Consider the following 19,594-nt stretch of genomic DNA (forward strand, 5'->3'; position numbering starts at 1 on the left):
GAGCCGGTCGCATAATGCAAAAAGCCCGGCGCTACAGCTTCGGGCTCAGTCCAGACTCACTATGGAGGCACTGTGAAGGCATTGCAAGGCGTTGACGGTCAAGTGGCATGGGTTGAGGAGCCGAGTCCTACGTGCGATGTAGGACAAGTCCGCATTCGAGTGGCGGCAGCCGGCCTCAATCGCGCCGATTTATTACAGAAAGCAGGGCTCTATCCGCCACCACCAGGGGCCAGCCAGGTACTCGGTCTTGAGTGTTCCGGGGTGATCAGCGAGGTCGGCGCGGGCAGTGCCTGGCAAGTTGGCGATCGGGTTTGCGCCTTACTGGCCGGGGGGGGCATGGCCGAGGAGGTGGTCGTCGACGGGCGGCACGTGCTGCCGGTTCCCGAAGGCGTCTCGCTGATTGAGGCCGCGGCATTGCCCGAGGTTTATGCAACAGTCTGGCTGAATGTGTTTCAACTTGCGGCGCTCACACCGGGTGAGAAAATTCTCTTGCACGCCGGCGCAAGTGGAATCGGTTCAGCCGCCATTCAGTTGTGCAAGGCGTTTGGCAATCCCTGCTGGGTCAGCGTCGGTTCGGCCGAGCGTCTGGCTTATTGCGAGGCGCTGGGCGCGCAGGGCGGAGTGGTGCGCACCGATGATCTGGAGAGCCTGCGTGATTTCGGACCGTTCAATGTCATTCTCGACCCGGTCGGCGGTAGTTATTCGGCGTTGAACCTCAAGCTGATGGCGCTGGATGGGCGTTGGGTGTTGATCGGTTTGATGGGCGGCCGTGAGGCGAATCTGGATCTGGCGCAGGTATTGGCCAAGCGTGTGCAGTTGCTCGGCTCGACGTTGCGTAGTCGTGACGATCAGTTCAAGGCGGATCTGTTGAGTGATCTGGGCCAGCAGGTGTGGCCGCTGTTTGCTGAGGGGCGATTGAGTCCACGGTTGGCCAAGGCGTTCCCGGTGAAGGATGCTGAAGCGGCTTTTGCCGAGTTGGCGAGTAATACCGTTTCTGGAAAATTGGTATTGGTGATTGACGAAAGTCTGAGCTGATTTGTAGGAGAAGCCCCTCACCCTAACCCTCTCCCAAAGGGAGAGGGGACTGACCGGGTTGTTCTGCCGGGCTACATCGACCTGATGCATCGGGTCGAACTCAGGTTTGGGATGTCAGCCTGTCTGCAATTGCAGATTAAATCTTTGTCATTTCCAGAGGTGGATCGGCCAGCCGGATTTTTCGGCGTGCTCAAGCAGCACCGGGTCCGGGTTGACCACATGCGGAAAGTCCACCTTCAGTAACAGCGGCAAATCATTGCGCGAGTCGGAATAGAAGCTCGCACCCTCCAGGTTCTCTTCTTCAGCATCCAGCCATTCCAGCAAACGGGTGATCTTGCCTTCGCGGTAGGTCAGGGTGCCAACGGTGTGGCCGCTGTAAACACCATGCGCGACTTCCAGTTCGATGCCGAGAATTTCATCGATGCCCAGTCGATCGGCAATCGGTTTGACCAAGTGCGTGCCTGACGCCGAGATCACCAGAATGCGATCGCCGGCCTTGCGATGGGCGGCGATGGTCTTGGTGGCATCGCTGAAGATGATCGGTTCAATGAAGTCTTCCACCCACGGGCCTACCAGATGTTCGACTTCTTCCGGCGTGCGGCCGATCAGCGGTTCGAGGCTGAATTCCATGTAGTCTTCCATGCGCAATTTGCCATGGCTGTAGGCGTCCATCAGCTCGTTGTTCTTGCGCATGAACGACTCGGGATCGACCCAGCCCAAGCGCCCCATCTGTTCGCTCCAGAGGGTGGCGCAGTCGCCGTGGATCAACGTTTCGTCCAGATCAAAAATTGCCAAAGCCATCGGTTCTCTCCGAGAACAGCTGCGAGCTACAAGCGTCGAGCTGCAAGAATTGAAATCAGTTACGCCGCAGTCTACAACTTGAAGCTTGTAGCTCGAAGCTTGCAGCTGCTTTTAAGCTACTTCACACAGGGCCGTCGGATCGATGGAAAGCGCCAGACGCTGACCGTCGGGATGCAGATCGGCGGCCGAGCGGTTGAGCACATCCACCACCAGTTCCACGCCGCGGGCTTCGATGCGATAGCGGATCACGTTGCCAAGCAGGCTGTGGCTACGGATCTGCGCGTCGAGTTCGCCTTCGAGGCTCAGTTCGATGGCTTCCGGGCGAATGGCGATGCGGTGGTTGATCGGGCGCTGCAGCAGCTTCGAGGCGTCGTCGGCATCGAGCAGGTTGTAGTTGCCGATGAAGCCGGCGGCAAATACATCGACGGGGGCGGTGTAGAGGGTTTCGGCATCGCCGCTTTGTACGATTTTTCCCTGATTCATCAGGAAAATCCGATCAGACATGGTCAGCGCTTCCTCCTGATCGTGGGTGACGAAAATCGTCGTCAGGCCGAGTTCGCGCTGAATCTGACGGATCTGTTCACGCAAGTGTTTACGAATTCGTGCATCAAGAGCCGACAGCGGCTCATCCAGCAGCAGCAAACGCGGGCGCGTCACCAGCGAACGGGCGAGGGCCACGCGTTGGCATTGGCCTCCGGATAGCTGATGTGGGTAGCGGCCGGCGAAGTCGTTTAGTTCCACCAGCTTCAACACCTCGGAAACGCGTTTATGACTGTCATCGGCGTTGACCTTCTGCATGCGCAAACCGAAGGCAACGTTCTGCTCGACGGTCATGTTGGGGAACAGCGCGTAGCTCTGGAACACCATGCCGATCCCGCGTTTCTGCGGACTCAACGGCACGATATCGACGCCATCGAGCAGGATCTTGCCGCCATCCACCGGCGTCAGGCCGGCGATGCAACGCAGCAGGGTCGACTTGCCGCAGCCGGACGGGCCGAGCAGGGTGACGAACTCGCCTTTGTTGATCTCGCAGTTGATGTCGCTGAACACGGTCGTGCCCGCGTAATTTTTTTGCAGGTGTTGGACGCTGACATAGCTCATTCGCTTTTGTCCTTGTTCAAGATGTTGGCGATCCAGGTCAGGACCAGCACGAAAAAGAAATACGAAATGACCAGCGCGCTGGTGAAGTGGCCGCTGCTGTTGCGCATGTTGTTCAGGTACACCTGCAGGGTTTCGTAACGGGTGCCGACCAGAATATTGGCGAAGACGAACTCACCAAACAGGAACGAGAACGACAGCAGCAAGGCGACCATCAGGCCTTTGCGCAGGTTCGGCAGCACCACCAGAAACGCCGCCTGAAAGGTGCTGGCGCCGAGCAGTTGCGCGGCGTCCATCAGGTCGCGCAGGTTGATCGCCTGCAGGTTGTTGGTGATTGCCCGGTACATGAACGGCAACGCCACGGTGAAGTAGCAACCGATCAGGATCCACGGCGTGCCAACCATCGCCATCGGCCCGGAACCGTAAAGCTGCAACAGACCCACCGACGACACCACTGGCGGCACCGCGAAGGGCAGCAGGATGAGGATGTTCATCAGCGCATCGAGTTTCGGGAAGTGGTAATGCACGACGAACAGCAGCGGCAGGATCAGCACCACCGACAGTACCAGCGCACCGACGCACACCAGCAATGACTGACCGAAGGCGTGCAGGAAACGCGGATCGCTCCACAACTGGATGTACCACTTGAAGGTGAAACCGCTGGGCAGAATAGTCGCCGACCAACTGCTGGCGATCGAGTAGACCAGCGTGCCCGCCAGCGGCAGCAAGAGGATCGCGAACAACAGATAAACCACGACGCGGTGGTAGAGGCCGGCCGGGCCGGATTCAGCGCGAGACATGGTAGCTCCTCTTCAACAGCAGTTGATGCACGACGGTGACGATGGTCATCAGCGCCACCAGCACCACGGCCAGAGCACTGGCCAGATTCGGATCGAGGGAAATGTCGCCGGAGACCATCGCTGCAATACGGATCGGCAGGACGTTGAAGTTGCCCGTCGTCAGCGCATACACCGTGGCGTAGGCGCCGAGGGCGTTGGCCAGCAGGATCACGAATGTACCGAGCAACGCCGGGGTCAGCACCGGCAAACCGATGTGTCGCCAGAACTGCCAGCCGTTGGCGCCGAGCAACGCGGCCGACTCGCGCCAGTCTTCACGCAAGGCGTCGAAGGCGGGATAGAGCAGCAGCACACCAAGCGGAATCTGGAAGTAGGTGTAAAGGATGATCAGGCCGGTTTTCGAGTACAGGTTAAAGTCCTGAATGATCCCCGACTGCTTGAGCATGATGGTGATGCTGCCGTTGAAACCGAGCAGGATGATGAACGCGAAGGCCAAGGGTACGCCGGAAAAATTGCTGGTCATGTTGGCGAAGGCATTCACGAAATTGCGCAGTTTCGAATCGACCCGGCGCAGGGAATACGCACCGATTACGGCAATGATGATGCCGAACACGCTCGACCAGAAACTGATTTCGAGGCTGTACTGGATCGCCTGCAAATAGAACTTCGAGCTGAAGATCTTGCTGAAATTGGCCAAGCTCCAGCCGAACTCTTCCGATTGCAGGCTGCTGATCATCACCCAGGTCAGCGGGGCGATTTCGAAGACGATAAAGAACAGCGCGAAGGGCACCACGCACAAGGCTGCCAGCCATTTGCCGCGAGTCATTGAGTTCACTTGAGCAACTCCCGGCACACAGGTTTGTCATGGGGTACGCCGAGCAGTTCGCAGACGGTGCCGCAGATTTCCGTTTGCTTCGGCGCGGCATCAGCGCTGAAGCTGAAGGCATCGCCGAGGACGAAAAGCGGCACTTGGCGTTCTTCCGGCAGCAGGCCGTTGTGCGAGCGGTCGTTGTTCATGCCGTGGTCGGCGGTCACCAGCACTTGATAACCAGCGTCGAGCCAGCTCTGCAAATAGTCGGCGAGGATGATGTCGGCCGAGCGCGCACTGTTGCGGTATTGCGAACTGTCGAGGCCGTGTTTGTGCCCGGCGTCGTCGATGTTCATCGGGTGGATCAGCAGGAAGTTCGGATCGTGGCGCAGGCGCAGGTTTTCCGCGTCGGCGAACAGGTGCGAATCCGGATAGTGATCGTTCCAGTAGAAATGCCCGTGCTGGATCGGCAGCGACAGATTGTCGGTGTGCCGGTCGCGGGCAGCCACGAACGGTGAGCGGTTGTACAACTCGCTGACCCAGTGATACGCCGCTGCTGCGGTTTTCAGACCGGCATCGCGGGCGTAGTGATAAATGCTGCGCTGGTTGGACAGGCGCGAGACGTTGTTGTGGACGATGCCGCTGTCGATCGGCGGTACGCCGGTGAGGATGCATTCATAAAGCGGTCGGGACAGGGCCGGCAGTTCGCACTCCAACTGGTAGAGCGCGGCGCGTCCTGCGCCAACATAAGCCTGCAGATGCCCCATGGCGTGACGCGCGACCTCGTGGTTGAGGCCATCGAGCACGACAAGGATGACGTTGTGCTTCATAGGGGCAAAAACTCCGCGAAATTCAAATATTCCGAAATCAACTCAATCCCCTTGTGGGAGCGAGCCTGCTCGCGAAAGCGTCGTGTCAGTCACATCATTGTTGAATGACACACCGCATTCGCGAGCAGGCTCGCTCCCACATTTGGAACTCCAGCGGATCCCGAAGAGGGATCTACAGGCTTACTTCATCTCTACGATGACTTCCTCGTTCCACTGCTGTGGCAGGGCCTTGGAAGTCTTTTCCCACGCATCGGCGTCTTTGATCGGAGTGACCTTTTTGTACTGCTCGTTCGGCAGCAGCTTGGCCTTCACGTCTTCCGGCAGTTGCAGGTGTTCGGCGCGGATCGGGCGGGCGTTGCCGCGGGCGAGGTTGGTCTGGCCGGCATCGCTGAAGATGTATTCGCGGGTCAGCTTGGCGGCGTTAGGATTTTTCGCGTACTTGTTGATGATCGTGGTGTAGCCGGAAATCACCGAACCGTCGGACGGGATCAGCACCACGTAGTCATCCGGGTTGGCCATCTTGGCTTTGTAGCTGAGGCCGTTGAAGTCCCAGACCACACCGACTTCGATCTCGCCTTTTTCCATGGTAGCGATGGTCGGGTTGGCCATCGACAGGCGACCTTGCTTGGCGATGTCGGCGAACAGCAGCAGCGCAGGCTTGATGTTTTTCTCGTCGCCACCGTTGGCCAGGGCTGCGGCCAGTACGCCGTTGGCCGCTTGTGCGGCGGTGCTCACGTCACCGATGGAGACCTTGTATTTGCCGCCCTTGAGGTCAGCCCATTTGGTCGGTACTTCGGAGCCGTGCAGGAGTTTTTTGTTGACGATGAACGCGATGGTGCCGGTGTAGGCCAGTGCCCAGTTGCCGTCCTTGTCCTTGGCCCAGTCCGGTACCTGATCCCAGGTGCTTGGCTTGTACGGTTGCACCACGCCTTGCTTGACCGCGATCGGGCCGAACGCGGCACCGACGTCGCCGATGTCGGCGCTGGCATTGTCTTTCTCGGCGGCGAACTTGGCGATTTCCTGGGCGGAACTCATGTCGGTATCGATGTGTTTCAGGCCGTAGGTCTTGGCCAGGTCTTCCCAGGTGCCTTTCCAGTTGGCCCAGTCATCGGGCATGCCGACGCTGTTGACGGCGCCTTCCGCTTTCGCAGCGGCTTCGAGGGTTTTCAGATCGGTGCCGGCCGCCATGGCGGAGGTGCACATTGCAATGGTCGAGCCTAACAGTGTTGCCAGGAAAAGCTGTTTCATTCCGAAGCTCCTTGGTCGTGTTCAACGCTGCGTTTGCGGTGTTTGTTGGTCTAGGTCAGCAATACCTGAGCCAATCTAAGTGGGCTGGATGACACTTTGATGTCTGCTGGCCGTCGGCAGGCGTTTTTTCTGCCCGGTATCGGCGGGTCCCAGATAAGCGTAGACCATGCCCAAAGGCCCGAAGAGCAAGGGACTTGGCCGATGTATTGCAAGTCGTGAAGACGACCGTTCGGTAGTTTTGTCATCTCTCGGTCATCTGCACTGCCTAGGCTTGCATCATCAGGAAACGGCTCGATTGCCGTGCGGTTTTGCCCCGAAACAGTGCTGGTCTAGTCCAGATAGGTAACGTTGATGCGCGATGAGGCAACAAAAGCGGTGACAGCGATTGGCCAGGTGCTGCAGGAACAACTCGATCACGGGTTGTTGGCGGCGGGCAGCAAGTTGCCGGCCGAGCGCAAGCTCAGTGAGTTGTTCGGCACAACGCGGATTACCGTGCGTGAGGCGTTGTTGCAACTGGAGGCGCAGGGGCAGATTTATCGTGAGGAGCGTCGTGGCTGGTTCGTCTCGCCGCCGCGTCTGGCGTACAACCTGATGCAGCGCAGTCACTTTCACGCGATGGTCAGTGCGCAGGGGCGGGTGCCGTCGACCGAGGTGATTTCGGCGCGGTTGCAGCCGGCTTCGGCGGCGGTGTGTGCGTGGTTGCAGCTGCCGGCGTTGTCGAGCGTGATTCAGATTTGCCGGTCGCGGCGCATTGATGGGCGGTTGGTGCTTTATGTTGAGCATTATTTGAATCCGCAGTTTTTTCCGGGGATTCTGGGGTTGGATCTGAATCAGTCGATGACCGAGTTGTATGCGCGGCATTACGATTTGCACTATGGGCGGGTGCGCTTTGAGATTGTGCCTACGTCACTGTCTGTGGATGCGGCGGCGGCTTTGCGGGTGTCGGTGGGGAGTCCGGGGTTGCGGATTGCTCGGGTCAATTATGATCAGCATGAGCGGTTGATTGATTGTGATCTGGAGTTTTGGCGGCATGATGCGATTCACGTTGGGGTTGATGTTGTTTGAGCTTTGACCTTGACCTTGGCGGCCTGTGGGCCGGCCAGGTTCTTGGGGTTTTGAGTGTATATCCGTTGCTTCGGGTGCTGCCGCTGACGGTTTCGCTCTTACAGCGACTCACTTTTCCAGACGCCGAAAAGTAAGCAAAAGGCTGGGCCCCGGCGTTCGGCCCGCTCGCTGGAGCTCGGGGTTCCTTCGTTCCGGGATCGATCCGGGGGCATCGCTTCCGGTTTGCTTCGCTGCACCTACTTTCGATGTGTTCGACTTCGTCGAACGGCGCTGCGCGCCCACCCCCGGATAGACCCCTCCACTCAGCCTGCCGAAGGGGCCGGCACGACAAGATCAAGAGCGGTACTCGAGCTTGCGCTCATTGTGTTGAGTGGTGAGAAGCCGAAGCGATTTAGGTTTACCGGTTGGACTCAATCCCTGACTTGCCAGCGATGGCGGCCTGACAGCCGACCTGTTCCTGCGGATGTACTCAATCCCTTGTAGGAGTGAGCCTGCTCGCGATGGCGGCCTGACAGCTGCCCGATTTCTGGCAGGCTGCACACGGTCCAAATGTGGGAGCGAGCCTGCTCGCGAAAGCGCCCCCACAGTCACCTCATTCCTACTTGCCCGCGCCCGCATTGGCATACAGATAATCCGTCGCCAACGAGGCCAATGTTCTCACGCCTACCACCAGCGCCGACTCATCGACAAAGAACCCCGGATTATGATTCGGCGCGGCCTTGCTCATGTCTTGATCACGCGGTGTCACGCCGAGAAACACAAACAATCCCGGCACTTCCTTGGCATAGAACGAAAAGTCTTCCGCGCCACCCACCAGCGGTGCATTCACCACATCGTCCTTGGCCGCCCACTTCAGCGTCGGCAGCATTTTTTCTGTCAGCGCCGGGTTGTTGATGGTCGGATCGTATTTTTCGATGATGGTCACGTCTGCTTTTGCACCGCCGCTTTCGGCGATTTTTTCCACGGTCTGGCGTACGTCAGCATGCAGTTTCTGGCGGATGCCGTAGTCGTAGGAGCGGATCGTGCCGGTCATGTCCACGGATTCGGGAATGATGTTGTAGCGCGTGCCGCCGTTGATGGTGCCGATGCTGACCACTGACGGATACGAGGAGATATCGGTGCGACGGCTGACTACAGTTTGCAGGCCGACGATGGTTTGCGCGCCGACGGTGATCGGGTCGATGCCGTCCCATGGACGGCCGGCGTGGGTCTGTTTGCCGAGGATTTTGATGCGCAGGTCGTCGGAGCTGGCGAGGGTGGCGCCTGGGCGGTAGGCGATCTGGCCGGCGGGGACGCCGGCCCAGACGTGCAGGCCGAAGACCGCGTCGGGTTTTGGCGATTTCATCACGCCTTCCTCGACCATCATTTTCGCGCCCCAAGTGTTTTTGCCGTCGGGGATGAAGTCGCTCGGGCCTTCTTCGGCGGGCTGGAAGTAGAACACCACGGTGCCGGGCAGGGTGTCGCGCATACCCGTGAGAACTTTCGCCGTGCTGAGCAGGATCGCGGTGTGCGCATCGTGGCCGCAGGCGTGCATGACGTCGACTTCTTTGTCGAGGTAGGTGCCTTTGGCTTTTGATGCGAACGGCAGGTCGGCGACTTCCTTGACCGGCAGCGCGTCCATGTCGGCGCGCAGGGCCACGGTCGGGCCGGGCAGGGCGCCTTTGAGGACGGCGACCACGCCGGTGCGGGCGACGCCGGTTTTCACTTCGAGGCCCATGGCTTTGAGTTGTTTGGCGACCAACTCAGCGGTGCGTTTTTCCGTGTTACCGAGTTCCGGGTGAGCGTGGATGTCGCGGCGGGTTTCCAGCAATTCCGGTTCGAGTTTTTGCGCCTCTTCGGCGATCGTTGTGCGGGTGCTTTCCAACGTCGCGGCGCCAGCGTGGCTGGCGAACAGGCTGAGCAGAACGGCTTGGGCAATGCGCGTCAGTTGCATCGGTTACTCCTTGATTATTGTTGTCGGGCTTCCCTGCCTGTGACTGCAACCGCGCGCCTGAGTGCTATTCCTTCGGTTGTCCGCCACCGGCAGTGATTACTTGCACGCTCATGCGCGGCGTCGCCAGATCGAGCCCGGCTTCGTCGAGGTGGCGTTTGAGCGACAGGTTGAAGGCTCGGGACACTTCCCATTGTTTGATCGGTGCGGTCTTGAATCGCGCGCGCAGAATCGCGCTGCCGGATTCGAAGCTCTCGACACCCTGAATCTCCAGCGGCGACCAGATGTTGCGCCGCTGCAATGGATCGGTGCGCATCTTCTGGCCGACTTCACGCATCAGTTTGATCGCGTCGTCGATTTCCATGTTGTACGGCACCGCCACGCGGAAGATCGCGTAGCCGAACTCCCGTGAGTAGTTCTTGATGCTTTTGATTTCGCTGAACGGGATGGTGTGGACGATGCCGTCGATGTCGCGCAGGCGCACGGTGCGGATGGTCAGGCCTTCGACGGTGCCGAGGTGGCCGCCGACGTCGACGTAGTCATCGATGGCCAGCGAGTCTTCGATGATGATGAACAGGCCGGTGATCAAGTCCGCGACCAGCGACTGCGCACCGAAACCGATGGCCAGACCGATCACACCGGCACCGGCCAGCAGTGGCGTGACGTTCATGCCCATGTTCGCCAGGGCGACGATCAGCGCGATGATGAAGATCGCTACGAACAGCACGTTACGGATCAGCGGCATCATCGTTTGCGCGCGGGCATTCGCCAGACCTTTGCGCGAGCGGGTGAGGGCGTGGTGCACGGCGGTGTCGGCGAGGATCCAGATCAGCCAGGAGAAAATCAGCGTGCCGATCAGGCTGAACAGTTTGACGCTGACGTCATGCCCTTCGCCCTCGGCGAAACCGATCAGCGACTGGCCCCAGACGCGCAGGCCGAGTTCGATGAAGACCAGCCAGACCACCAGGTGCGCGAGGGTGTAGAAGAAGTTTTTCAGGCGTTCGGAGTACAGCGCGTGGCGTTTCGGACCGCGTTGCGGTTTCAAGGAATGCCGGCGCACGAGGCCGTTGATCACCATGCACATCACCAGCAGCACGGTGCAGATCAGTGACTGGCGCAAGGCGGTGCTGGTGTCGCCGGCGGAAACGAACGTGGCGAACAGCGAGATGCCGACCAGCACCAGCGCCGGCACGTACCAGAAGGTGCCGAGGATTTCGATGGTGTCGCTGAGGGCACGGCGGGTCAGGCGTCGCGACAGTGGCTGGTTGCGGATCAGGTGCGCGATCGGTCGGCGGAAACGCAGGATGAACAGTCCGGTCGACAGCGCCGCGAGGACATTGGCGATAGTGGCGGCGGAGTGCGCCAGATGCACGCCCAGACTTTCGATCAGGCGTGGATCGTTCAACGCCTCGCCGAACGCGGCGAAGCTGCCGATCAGCCACAGCGGCCGGAACGCCTGATGACGCAGGATGTACAGCGCGCGATGACGGTGCGGGCCATCGAGCAGGGAAAACGCTATCACGCAGATTGCCGAGAAACAGGTACCGACCACCAGCGCATAGGCCAACACCATCGCCAGGCTTTTGCCCAGTGACGACGGCAGCGCGTAGCTCATGTAGACGGTCATCACCAACGCGATCAGCCACGGCCCGAGCTTGCGTAACGCAAAGCGCAACATGTCGAGGGCCTTGGGGTGTTGCGGCAATTCTTCGGTAAGGCCGAAGCGCATGCGCACCCGATGGCTGAGCCAGATCAGTGCGGCGGCGAGCAGGCTCCACACCGCGAGGATCATGGCGAAGCCGAAGATGATCGGCAGCCACTCGTTGGCCGGCAGCATCATCGCGCTCAGTTCGTCCTTGGCCAGGTCGAACTCGTTGCCCCAGCGGTTGAGCGGGCTGTCGGCGCCGGTAAATTGTTTTTCGAAGTTGGACAGGGTGCCGCCGATCAAGCCGAGCACGCCTTCTTCAGGGCTGGCCTGAGCCTTTTTGGTGGCGTCGCGCAGCTTCTTCAGATCGGTCAGCAACTGTGCGCGTTGCTTGTCGTTTTCCAGCGACTTGATGACTTCGTCGAGGGACTGGCCGAGCGGTTCCTGGGCTTCCGGTTGGGCTTTGTTGGTGTTGAGCAGACCGGGCAAACCGACCGCGTGGGCGGGCGCCAGCGGCAGCAGCGTCATCAGGCAGACGAAGAACAGGCTGGGCAAAGCAAAAAGACGAGCGAACACTAGGCGGTCAACCTCGCAAGGGGCGGATTCGCTGGAGTGTACGAGGCCCACTAAAGCAATGCGAGCCGGGCGCGGATTTATTCGTTGAGTTTGGCGAGGATCTTGTACACCACGGTGGCGAGGATCGTGAGCATGCCGATCCACATGGCAAACACCCCGGCGTTCTTGTCACGGAAGTTGAAACCGATCGCCAGCAGGATCATTCCGCACAGGATGGGAATGAGCATGGCGTGGAACGAAGACATCGAGATCATGGAGACTGCCTTGTCGAAATGAATGATGTAAGTCTAGGTCGGTTTCTGCCGACCGCTATTGATCTGAGTAGGAGCTGCCGAAGGCTGCGATCTTTTGATCTTAAAAACAGAATCAAAAGATCGCAGCCTTCGGCAGCTCCTACAGCGAACAAGTGGTCCCGAATGGTTACGGCAATTCGCGGCAGGCGTAAAACGCGCTCAGCACTTTGACCAGATGCGCCAGGTCGTGGCTGCCACACAGTTCGCGGATCGAGTGCATGGCGAAGGTCGGCAGGCCGATATCGACAGTACGCACACCGAGGTGGCTGGCGGTGATCGGGCCGATGGTCGAGCCGCAGCCCATGTCACTGCGCACCACGAAGCTTTGCACCGGTACTTCTTCGGCCATGCACAGATGGCGGAAGAAGCCGGCGGTTTCGCTGTTGGTGGCGTAGCGCTGGTTGCTGTTGACCTTGATCACCGGGCCGGCGTTGAGTTTCGGGCCGTGGTTGGCGTCGTGCTTTTCTGCGTAGTTGGGGTGTACACCATGGGCGTTGTCGGCCGAGACCAGCAGGGATTTCTGGATGGTGCGGACGAACTCGTCACCTTCCGGCAGCAGACGGCGCAAGGTCTGTTCGAGCATCGGGCCGTCGGCACCGCAGGCCGAGCAGGAACCGACTTCTTCGTGGTCGTTGCACACCAGCACGCAGGTTTCGTCGGTTTCGGCGGTGAGCAAGGCTTGCAGGCCGGCGTAGCACGACAACAGGTTATCGAGGCGCGCACCGGCAATGAAATCGCCGTTGAGGCCGATAACCGCAGCACTTTGCGTGTCGTAGAAACTCAGCTCGTAATCGAGCACGACGTCGGCGTTCAAGCCGTGTTCGCGGGCCAGTTGATCGGTGAGCACGGCGCGGAAATCGACGCGCTCGTCACCGGCAAATTGCGCGAGGATCGGCGGTAGCTCGGTCTGCGCGTTGATCGCCCAGCCCTGATTGGCTTCACGGTTGAGGTGAATGGCCAGGTTGGGAATGATCGCGATCGGTGCCTTGAAGTCGATCAATTGGCTTTCGACTTTGCCGTCGCGGCGGAAGGTGACGCGGCCGGCCAGCGACAGATCACGGTCGAACCACGGTGCGAGCAGGGCGCCGCCGTAGACTTCAACGCCGAGTTGCCAGAAGCCCTGACGCTGCAGCTCCGGTTGCGGCTTGACCCGCAGGCACGGGCTGTCGGTGTGCGCGCCGACCAGGCGGATGCCGCCGTGCAGTGGCGAAGTGCGGCCCATTTTGATCGCGACGATCGAAGAGTCGTTACGGGTGACGTAATAGCGGCCGTTCGGCTCGGTGGTCCATGGCTCGCGCTCGTCGAGGCGCACATAACCGGCAGCCTCCAGACGCTGCACCAGACTGGCGGTGGCGTGGAACGGGGTAGGGGAGGCCTTGAGAAAGTCGATCAGGCCTTGGTTCAACTCTTCGCGCATAAGAAACTCCAGACAGCAATGGGCGGGAGTTTAACGCATCGGCCGGGGAATTGAATCTGCACCGGATCCCTGTAGGAGTGAGCCTGCTCGCGAAAGCGATTGATCAATCAACATCAATGCTGAATGTGAAACCGCTTTCGCGAGCAGGCTCGCTCCCACAGGGGGCAGTGTGGTCTGTCAGAACGGCGCGGGACACTCGAAGCGCAGGCGTTCGCCGGTTTGCGGATGGGTGAAGCTGAGCATGCTTGCGTGCAGGCACAAACGTGGCCATGCCGCCAGCGCCTGCTCATGGGCGTAGAGCCCGTCACCAAGCAGCGGATGTCCGATCGACAGCATGTGCACGCGCAATTGATGCGAACGACCAGTGATCGGTGTCAGCTCAACGCGACACCAGTCGCCGCAGCGCTCCAGCACACGCCAGAAGGTCAGCGCATGCTTGCCGAATTCGTGATCAACCACGTGGCGTGGTTTGGTCGGCGGATCATACCGCAGGGGCAAATCGATACTGCCACTGTCGAGTTCCGGCTGACCCCAGGCCAGTGCGGTGTAGGCCTTTTCGGTTTCGCGATCGTGAAACTGGCGCGACAGTTCGCGATGAGTGTCGGCGTCACGCGCGAGCAAAATGATGCCGGAGGTTTCCCAGTCCAAGCGATGGACGATGCGCGCTTCCGGGTAGCCGTTTTCCTGCAAACGGGTAATCAGGCAATCCTTGTTATCGTCGGCGCGACCGGGCACCGAGAGCAGCAACGTCGGTTTGTTCACCACCAGTACGGCGGCGTCCTGATGGAGGATGTGGATGTTGGACAGCGGCATTAAAACAGCCTCGTAACAAATGCCAACGGCGGTTCAGGGCCATTCCCGCATGGGATGGCCCTGAACCGCCGTCGTTCCTGCCAAATCGACTCAGCGATCAGGCAGGGTGATGTTGAGTTCCAGAATCGAGCAACTGCCCTGGCTTTCCAGTGCAACATGTACGTCGTCGTTGCCGATGTTGACGTACTTGCGGATCACGTCGACCAGTTCCTTCTGCAAGGCTGGCAGGTAATCCGGCGTGCTGCGCTGGCCGCGCTCATGCGCCACGATGATCTGTAGACGCTCTTTCGCTACCGAGGCGGTACTTGGCTTTTTGTTGGCACGAAAGAAGTCAAAAAGGTTCATTACCTACCTCCAAACAGGCGCTCGAAGAATCCCTTCTTCTCGACATCGAGGAAACGGTGGGCTTTTTCTTTGCCCAACAGGCGGTCGACGGTATCGCTGTAAGCCTGACCGGCATCGCTCTGGTCGTCGAGAATCACCGGCACGCCCTGGTTGGATGCCTTGAGCACCGCCTGGGATTCCGGGATCACGCCGAGCAGCGTTACCGAGAGGATTTCCTTGACGTCTTCAACGCCGAGCATTTCGCCCTTTTCAACACGCTCTGGATGGTAGCGAGTGATCAGCAGGTGTTCCTTGATCGGGTCTTCGCCACGTTCGGCGCGACGCGATTTGCTGGCCAACAGGCCGAGCATGCGGTCCGAATCTCGTACCGAGGACACTTCCGGGTTGGTCACGACGATCGCTTCGTCAGCGAAGTACATGGCCAGGTGCGCACCTTTTTCGATGCCGGCCGGGGAGTCGCAGACGACGAACTCGAATTGTTCCTTGAGCTCCATCAGGACTTTTTCCACGCCTTCGACAGTCAGCGCGTCTTTGTCGCGGGTCTGACTGGCGGCCAGTACGTAGAGGTTTTCCAGACGCTTGTCTTTGATCAGCGCTTGTTGCAGGTTGGCTTCGCCATTGACCACGTTGACGAAGTCATACACCACGCGGCGCTCGCAACCCATGATCAGGTCAAGGTTACGCAAGCCCACGTCGAAGTCGACGATCACTGTTTTGTGGCCGCGCAGAGCGAGGCCGGTACCGATAGCGGCGCTGGTGGTGGTCTTACCCACACCACCCTTGCCGGATGTAACCACGAGAATCTTGGCCAAGGTGTTTCACCCCTAAGGAAGAAGGACTTTTTAGCCCCTGAAAAACATCTCTTGAAAACTACTGCAGTCGGACAGCCTTGGCTGGAATTCGGCGTTGAGCCTTTTTCCTACTTCGTTTGAGCCGTTTTCGCTACGTTTTAGAGATGCTTGGAAAATGCGGCAGTATCCGTTAAAGCCGAATGATGTTCAACACGTCGCCCGACAGGCTGACCTGTACGCCCGAGCCCCACATAGGGTCGCGGCGCAAATCTTCGGAAACCTTGTAATGACCGGCGATGGAGATCAGTTCAGCGCTCAATTGCTGACAGAAAATCCGTGCCTTGGTGTCACCCTTCACGCCGGCCAGCGCCCGACCACGCATCGGGCCGTATACATGGATGTTGCCATCGGCGAGAAGTTCCGCCCCCGGACTGACCGAAGACACCACGACCAAATCGCCACCCTGGGCATATATCTGTTGGCCACCACGTACTGGCGTGGTGATGACACGGGTCGGTTTGACGGTGGGTTCCGGCGGTTTTTCCGGCTTCTTTTTGACTTCGGCTTCCGGGGTTTCCAGCGGCCGCTCACGGGCGCCGGACGGCGGCAATACCGGAATGTCGATGGCGATGGCGGCGGCAATGTCTTCGATGCGGCTGGCGCGAATCGCCAGGGTGCGCAGGCCATGTTGGCGGCAGACGCGCATCAGGCCCGGCAGATCGACGGCGCCTTCGCTCGGCGGCAGTTTGTCCAGCGCCAGAACCAGCGGCGCATTGCTGAAAAAGTTCGGCGCCTGGGCGACTTTGGCGGCCAGTTGCCGATCGAGGCTTTCGAGGTCGTTACGGGCCAGTTCCAGCACAGTAATGGCCAGCATGCTGCCCTTGAGCTGGAATACGGGATCTTGGTCTAACGGTTCGGTTTGGCTCATGTCGGCATACAACGGCTTGTCACTAAAAGTGCCGAGACTTATAACGAGAACGCCCGCGAGCCGCAAGCCGGGTCGAACGATGTAGAATGCGCGGCCACTGTATTTACGGAAGCTTTAATGGATCGCCCGCGTTTTCGAAAAGCATTTCTTGCTCCACGCTTCTGGCCGCTCTGGTGCGGTCTGGGGCTTTTATGGCTGATCGTGCAGTTGCCGTATCCGGCGTTGCTGACCATCGGTCGAGTTTTGGGCGCCTTGATGTATCGCGTGGCCGGCGACCGGCGGCGCATCGCCAAGCGCAATCTTGAGCTGTGCTTCCCGGAAAAATCCGCCGCCGAGCGCAAACGTCTACTCAAGGAGAACTTCGCCTCCACCGGCATCGCTTTCTTTGAAATGGCCATGAGCTGGTGGTGGTCGCGTGAACGTCTGGCCAAGCTGGCCCACGTTGAAGGCCTGGAGCATCTGCAAAAGGCCCAGCGCGAAGGCAAAGGCGTGATCCTGATGGCGGCGCATTTCACCACGCTGGAAATCGGCGCGGCGTTGCTCGGCCAGCAGCACACCATCGACGGCATGTACCGCGAGCACAAGAATCCGTTGTTTGACTATGTTCAGCGTCAGGGCCGTGAGCGGCACAACCTCGATTCGCTGGCGGTGGAGCGTGACGACGTGCGCGGCATGCTCAAGCTGCTGCGCTCCGGTCGGGCGATCTGGTATGCGCCGGATCAGGATTACGGCGCCAAGCAGAGCATCTTCGTGCCGCTGTTCGGCATTCAAGCCGCGACTGTTACGGCGACAACGAAATTTGCCCGTCTGGGCAAGGCGCTGGTCGTGCCGTTCACGCAGGAACGTCTGGCCGATGGCAGTGGTTATCGGTTGGTGATTCATCCGCCGCTGGAAGATTTCCCTGGCGAAACCGAAGAAGCCGACTGCATCCGCATCAACCAGTGGGTCGAGAGCGCTTTGCGTGCCTGCCCCGAGCAATATCTGTGGGCGCACCGTCGCTTCAAGAGCCGTCCACCGGGCGAGCCAAAGCTGTACGCCAAACGCGGTTGATTCACCCATCCTTTTAAGCACCATGGAGTGTTGCGATGAGCCCAGCTGAACCGGTCACAGGTTTGATTCTTTCCGGCGGCGGGGCTCGGGCGGCGTATCAGGTGGGGGTGCTGGCGGCAATTGCGGAGTTGCTGCCATTGGGCGCGGACAATCCGTTTCCGGTGATCGTCGGCACCTCGGCCGGGGCGATCAACGCGGTCAGCCTGGCCAGTGGTGCCACGGATTTTCGCGCCGCGATCGAGCGTCTCACCTTTTTTTGGCAGGGCTTTCGCAGTCATCGCGTGCTGCGCAGTGACTGGCCCGGCGTTATCCGTCAGGCCAGCCGCTTTGTCAGTCACAGCTTGCTCGGCATCGGTCGGCAACTGCCGGTGGCCCTGCTCAACAGTTCGCCGCTGCGCGAACTGCTCAATGAAAAACTGCACATGCCCGGCATCGCCGAATCGATCGCGCGCAAGCAATTGCATGCGGTGGCGGTGACCGCGTTCGGCTACGAATCCGGGCAAGCGGTGACGTTCTATCAGGGCGGCGGCAAGATCGATGCGTGGTTGCGGCATCGGCGTATTGGTGTGCCGACGCAACTGTCGGTGGATCACTTGCTCGCCAGTTCGGCGATTCCGTTGCTGTTCGCGCCGGTGAAAATCGGTGATGAATATTTTGGCGACGGCGCGGTGCGGCAATCGGCACCGATCAGCCCGGCATTGCATTTGGGCGCGAGCCGGGTGCTGGTGGTCGGTGTCAGCGGCAACCCGCGCGGGTTTGATCCGCAGCAGCCGCTGGAGCGCGCCTACACGGGGCAACAGCCGACTCTGGCGCAGATTGGCGGGCACATGCTCAACAGCACGTTCATTGACAGCCTGGAGAGCGACATCGAGTTGCTGCAGCGTCTCAACCAGTTCAGCCACTTGGTACCCGCCGGCACACCGACTCGCGAATTGGGTGTGGCACCGGTGGAGGTGTTGGTGATTTCGCCGAGTCAGCCGATCGATGAGATCGCGGCGCGGCATCGCCAGGAATTGCCGGCGGCGTTGCGTTTGTTTTTGCGCGGGCCGGGGGCGACCAAGACCAGTGGGGCAGGGGTGTTGAGTTATCTGCTGTTCGAGGCGGGGTATTGCAGCGAGTTGATTGATTTGGGGCGGCGCGATGCGTTGGCCAAACGTGAGGAGTTGTGCCGGTTTTTGGGATTGTCATTTTAAAGCAAAAGATCGCAGCCTTCGGCAGCTCCTACATTGGAATGCGCTATCCCTGTAGGAGCTGGCGAAGCCTGCGATCTTTTGATTTTTATCAGAAGTGGAACTTCACCAGGAAACTCGTGGTGCTCTGATTGGTCTTGAACGCACCGGTGTCGTCGATGCCGTACTTGTCTTTCCAGTAGTCGTATTCCACACCGACATACAACTGCTTCTCGCCAAAACTCAGCGCCTTGCCCAAGTCGTATTTGACCTGTGGGTTGAAGTGCAGGTTGGCGTGGTAGTCGCCTTTGGAGTTGGAGTCGTTGTCGGTGACCCAGTCCATGAAGCCGTCGATCAGGATGTCCGACTTGCCGACCGGGATGGTGTAGGACCAGACCGGGGTGATCTGCCAGACGTTGTCACCGGCGCGAGCACCTTGGGTGTGACGCTGGTAGAAGTTCAACTGGAAGTAGTCGAAGCCCGGGATCGCCAGGTCGAAGCCTGGACCGATCAGGTACGACTCGGTGTCGCCTTCGCCGAACTCGTAAGTCATCGCCACCAGCACGTCTTTGATCGGGCCGAACTCGATCTTCTGGTCGAGCACCTTGCCCAGCGAGATGCGCGGGCTGAACTCACCGTAGTAGGTGTTCGGACCGTTGCTGAAGTCCTTGCCACCGTTGTAGAAGATCTTGTCGAAGAAGAAGAAGTTGTCCCCATAAGTCCACGCGTCGGCGTGTTCGAAAGTGACGGTCTGCTGGATGCGCGGGTTGACCTGGAAGTCCTTGCCGTAGAGGTAGGTCAGGCTGTTGTTCTGCCACTGCAGCAGGCCCTCGGCCATGGCCTGGCCGCCGGCCAACATCGATCCCGCGAGCATCAGGCTGGTGCACATACGTTTCATTCGGTTGCTCCCAAAGTAGGTGTTCCACGTTTATTTTTTTTAAGATCGGCGCTCTGG

General features: G+C 59.7%; 19 protein-coding genes. 4 read left to right on the forward strand and 15 right to left on the reverse strand.

The features are described 5' to 3' along the window. Positions 1–72 precede the first annotated feature (72 nt). Complete coding sequence (locus PspR84_RS09005) at positions 73–1,035, forward strand: zinc-binding dehydrogenase (RefSeq protein ID WP_160056960.1); 963 nt, start codon at positions 73–75, stop codon at positions 1,033–1,035. A gap of 147 nt (positions 1,036–1,182) precedes the next feature. Here the strand turns inward: PspR84_RS09005 and PspR84_RS09010 are convergent, their stop codons facing one another. The 6 genes from PspR84_RS09010 to PspR84_RS09035 form a co-directional block, all read right to left on the reverse strand. Then, complete coding sequence (locus tag PspR84_RS09010) at positions 1,183–1,836, reverse strand: HAD family hydrolase (protein WP_150601266.1); 654 nt, start codon at positions 1,834–1,836, stop codon at positions 1,183–1,185. Between the two features lie 111 nt (positions 1,837–1,947). Further along, positions 1,948–2,937: an ABC transporter ATP-binding protein gene (locus PspR84_RS09015; protein WP_160056962.1), complete on the reverse strand. Its 990-nt coding sequence runs from the start codon at positions 2,935–2,937 to the stop codon at positions 1,948–1,950. Further along, positions 2,934–3,734, reverse strand: a complete 801-nt coding sequence (locus PspR84_RS09020; protein WP_034156555.1) for an ABC transporter permease — start codon at positions 3,732–3,734, stop codon at positions 2,934–2,936. Before PspR84_RS09020 ends, PspR84_RS09015 begins: the two co-directional genes overlap by 4 nt. After that, positions 3,721–4,566, reverse strand: coding sequence for an ABC transporter permease subunit (locus PspR84_RS09025; RefSeq protein ID WP_160056964.1), 846 nt, complete (start codon positions 4,564–4,566; stop codon positions 3,721–3,723). Before PspR84_RS09025 ends, PspR84_RS09020 begins: the two co-directional genes overlap by 14 nt. Beyond that, positions 4,563–5,369, reverse strand: a complete 807-nt coding sequence (locus tag PspR84_RS09030; RefSeq protein ID WP_160056966.1) for an alkaline phosphatase family protein — start codon at positions 5,367–5,369, stop codon at positions 4,563–4,565. Before PspR84_RS09030 ends, PspR84_RS09025 begins: the two co-directional genes overlap by 4 nt. Positions 5,370–5,549: 180 nt before the next feature. Beyond that, entirely contained in the window at positions 5,550–6,617 is a 1,068-nt protein-coding gene (locus PspR84_RS09035) for an ABC transporter substrate-binding protein (RefSeq protein ID WP_077571761.1), read from the reverse strand. Positions 6,618–6,968: 351 nt separating this feature from the next. Here PspR84_RS09035 and PspR84_RS09040 point away from each other — a divergent pair, with 351 nt between their 5' ends. Then, positions 6,969–7,682, forward strand: coding sequence for a UTRA domain-containing protein (locus tag PspR84_RS09040; RefSeq protein WP_160056968.1), 714 nt, complete (start codon positions 6,969–6,971; stop codon positions 7,680–7,682). A 598-nt stretch (positions 7,683–8,280) separates the two neighbouring features. Here PspR84_RS09040 and PspR84_RS09045 read toward each other — a convergent pair. The 8 genes from PspR84_RS09045 to minC form a co-directional block, all read right to left on the reverse strand. Next, positions 8,281–9,615 carry an amidohydrolase gene (locus PspR84_RS09045; protein WP_160056970.1) on the reverse strand — a complete coding sequence of 445 codons (1,335 nt, stop codon included), beginning with the start codon at positions 9,613–9,615 and terminating at the stop codon, positions 8,281–8,283. A gap of 64 nt (positions 9,616–9,679) precedes the next feature. Then, positions 9,680–11,833 carry a mechanosensitive ion channel family protein gene (locus PspR84_RS09050; protein ID WP_160056972.1) on the reverse strand — a complete coding sequence of 718 codons (2,154 nt, stop codon included), beginning with the start codon at positions 11,831–11,833 and terminating at the stop codon, positions 9,680–9,682. 77 nt (positions 11,834–11,910) lie between these two features. Beyond that, on the reverse strand, positions 11,911–12,087 hold the full coding sequence (locus tag PspR84_RS29460; RefSeq protein ID WP_162835980.1) for a hypothetical protein: 177 nt from the start codon (positions 12,085–12,087) through the stop codon (positions 11,911–11,913). Positions 12,088–12,253: 166 nt separating this feature from the next. Next, the gene (locus PspR84_RS09055; protein ID WP_034151767.1) at positions 12,254–13,543 is read right to left on the reverse strand and encodes a M18 family aminopeptidase; all 1,290 of its coding nucleotides are present in this window, start codon (positions 13,541–13,543) and stop codon (positions 12,254–12,256) included. A gap of 177 nt (positions 13,544–13,720) precedes the next feature. Further along, the gene (locus PspR84_RS09060; protein WP_016982865.1) at positions 13,721–14,356 is read right to left on the reverse strand and encodes an RluA family pseudouridine synthase; all 636 of its coding nucleotides are present in this window, start codon (positions 14,354–14,356) and stop codon (positions 13,721–13,723) included. A gap of 90 nt (positions 14,357–14,446) precedes the next feature. Next, positions 14,447–14,701, reverse strand: a complete 255-nt coding sequence (minE, locus tag PspR84_RS09065) for a cell division topological specificity factor MinE (RefSeq protein WP_003223146.1) — start codon at positions 14,699–14,701, stop codon at positions 14,447–14,449. Continuing rightward, positions 14,701–15,513, reverse strand: coding sequence for a septum site-determining protein MinD (gene minD, locus PspR84_RS09070; protein ID WP_007913953.1), 813 nt, complete (start codon positions 15,511–15,513; stop codon positions 14,701–14,703). Before minD ends, minE begins: the two co-directional genes overlap by 1 nt. A gap of 169 nt (positions 15,514–15,682) precedes the next feature. Further along, the gene (gene minC / locus PspR84_RS09075) at positions 15,683–16,420 is read right to left on the reverse strand and encodes a septum site-determining protein MinC (RefSeq protein ID WP_026000431.1); all 738 of its coding nucleotides are present in this window, start codon (positions 16,418–16,420) and stop codon (positions 15,683–15,685) included. Positions 16,421–16,537: 117 nt separating this feature from the next. Here minC and PspR84_RS09080 point away from each other — a divergent pair, with 117 nt between their 5' ends. Both PspR84_RS09080 and PspR84_RS09085 read left to right on the forward strand, forming a co-directional pair. Continuing rightward, complete coding sequence (locus PspR84_RS09080; protein ID WP_095050911.1) at positions 16,538–17,470, forward strand: lipid A biosynthesis lauroyl acyltransferase; 933 nt, start codon at positions 16,538–16,540, stop codon at positions 17,468–17,470. A gap of 35 nt (positions 17,471–17,505) precedes the next feature. Further along, positions 17,506–18,663, forward strand: a complete 1,158-nt coding sequence (locus PspR84_RS09085; RefSeq protein ID WP_160056974.1) for a patatin-like phospholipase family protein — start codon at positions 17,506–17,508, stop codon at positions 18,661–18,663. Positions 18,664–18,751: 88 nt separating this feature from the next. On the opposite strand, the gene PspR84_RS09090 is transcribed toward PspR84_RS09085, so the two are convergent. Beyond that, positions 18,752–19,537, reverse strand: coding sequence for an outer membrane protein OmpK (locus PspR84_RS09090; RefSeq protein ID WP_095119997.1), 786 nt, complete (start codon positions 19,535–19,537; stop codon positions 18,752–18,754). Positions 19,538–19,594 lie beyond the last annotated feature (57 nt).

Origin of the sequence: Pseudomonas sp. R84, assembly GCF_009834515.1 — a bacterium.
In the GTDB taxonomy this organism is placed as follows: domain Bacteria; phylum Pseudomonadota; class Gammaproteobacteria; order Pseudomonadales; family Pseudomonadaceae; genus Aquipseudomonas.

Coding starts and splice junctions, on each gene's coding strand:
- PspR84_RS09010 (WP_150601266.1), bottom strand. CDS start 1,836: ATGGCTTTGGCAATTTTTGATCTGGACGAAACGTTGATCCACGGCGAC.
- PspR84_RS09015 (WP_160056962.1), bottom strand. CDS start 2,937: ATGAGCTATGTCAGCGTCCAACACCTGCAAAAAAATTACGCGGGCACG.
- PspR84_RS09020 (WP_034156555.1), bottom strand. CDS start 3,734: ATGTCTCGCGCTGAATCCGGCCCGGCCGGCCTCTACCACCGCGTCGTG.
- PspR84_RS09030 (WP_160056966.1), bottom strand. CDS start 5,369: ATGAAGCACAACGTCATCCTTGTCGTGCTCGATGGCCTCAACCACGAG.
- PspR84_RS09035 (WP_077571761.1), bottom strand. CDS start 6,617: ATGAAACAGCTTTTCCTGGCAACACTGTTAGGCTCGACCATTGCAATG.
- PspR84_RS09040 (WP_160056968.1), top strand. CDS start 6,969: ATGCGCGATGAGGCAACAAAAGCGGTGACAGCGATTGGCCAGGTGCTG.
- PspR84_RS09045 (WP_160056970.1), bottom strand. CDS start 9,615: ATGCAACTGACGCGCATTGCCCAAGCCGTTCTGCTCAGCCTGTTCGCC.
- PspR84_RS29460 (WP_162835980.1), bottom strand. CDS start 12,087: ATGATCTCGATGTCTTCGTTCCACGCCATGCTCATTCCCATCCTGTGC.
- PspR84_RS09055 (WP_034151767.1), bottom strand. CDS start 13,543: ATGCGCGAAGAGTTGAACCAAGGCCTGATCGACTTTCTCAAGGCCTCC.
- PspR84_RS09060 (WP_016982865.1), bottom strand. CDS start 14,356: ATGCCGCTGTCCAACATCCACATCCTCCATCAGGACGCCGCCGTACTG.
- minE (WP_003223146.1), bottom strand. CDS start 14,701: ATGAACCTTTTTGACTTCTTTCGTGCCAACAAAAAGCCAAGTACCGCC.
- minC (WP_026000431.1), bottom strand. CDS start 16,420: ATGAGCCAAACCGAACCGTTAGACCAAGATCCCGTATTCCAGCTCAAG.
- PspR84_RS09080 (WP_095050911.1), top strand. CDS start 16,538: ATGGATCGCCCGCGTTTTCGAAAAGCATTTCTTGCTCCACGCTTCTGG.
- PspR84_RS09085 (WP_160056974.1), top strand. CDS start 17,506: ATGAGCCCAGCTGAACCGGTCACAGGTTTGATTCTTTCCGGCGGCGGG.
- PspR84_RS09090 (WP_095119997.1), bottom strand. CDS start 19,537: ATGAAACGTATGTGCACCAGCCTGATGCTCGCGGGATCGATGTTGGCC.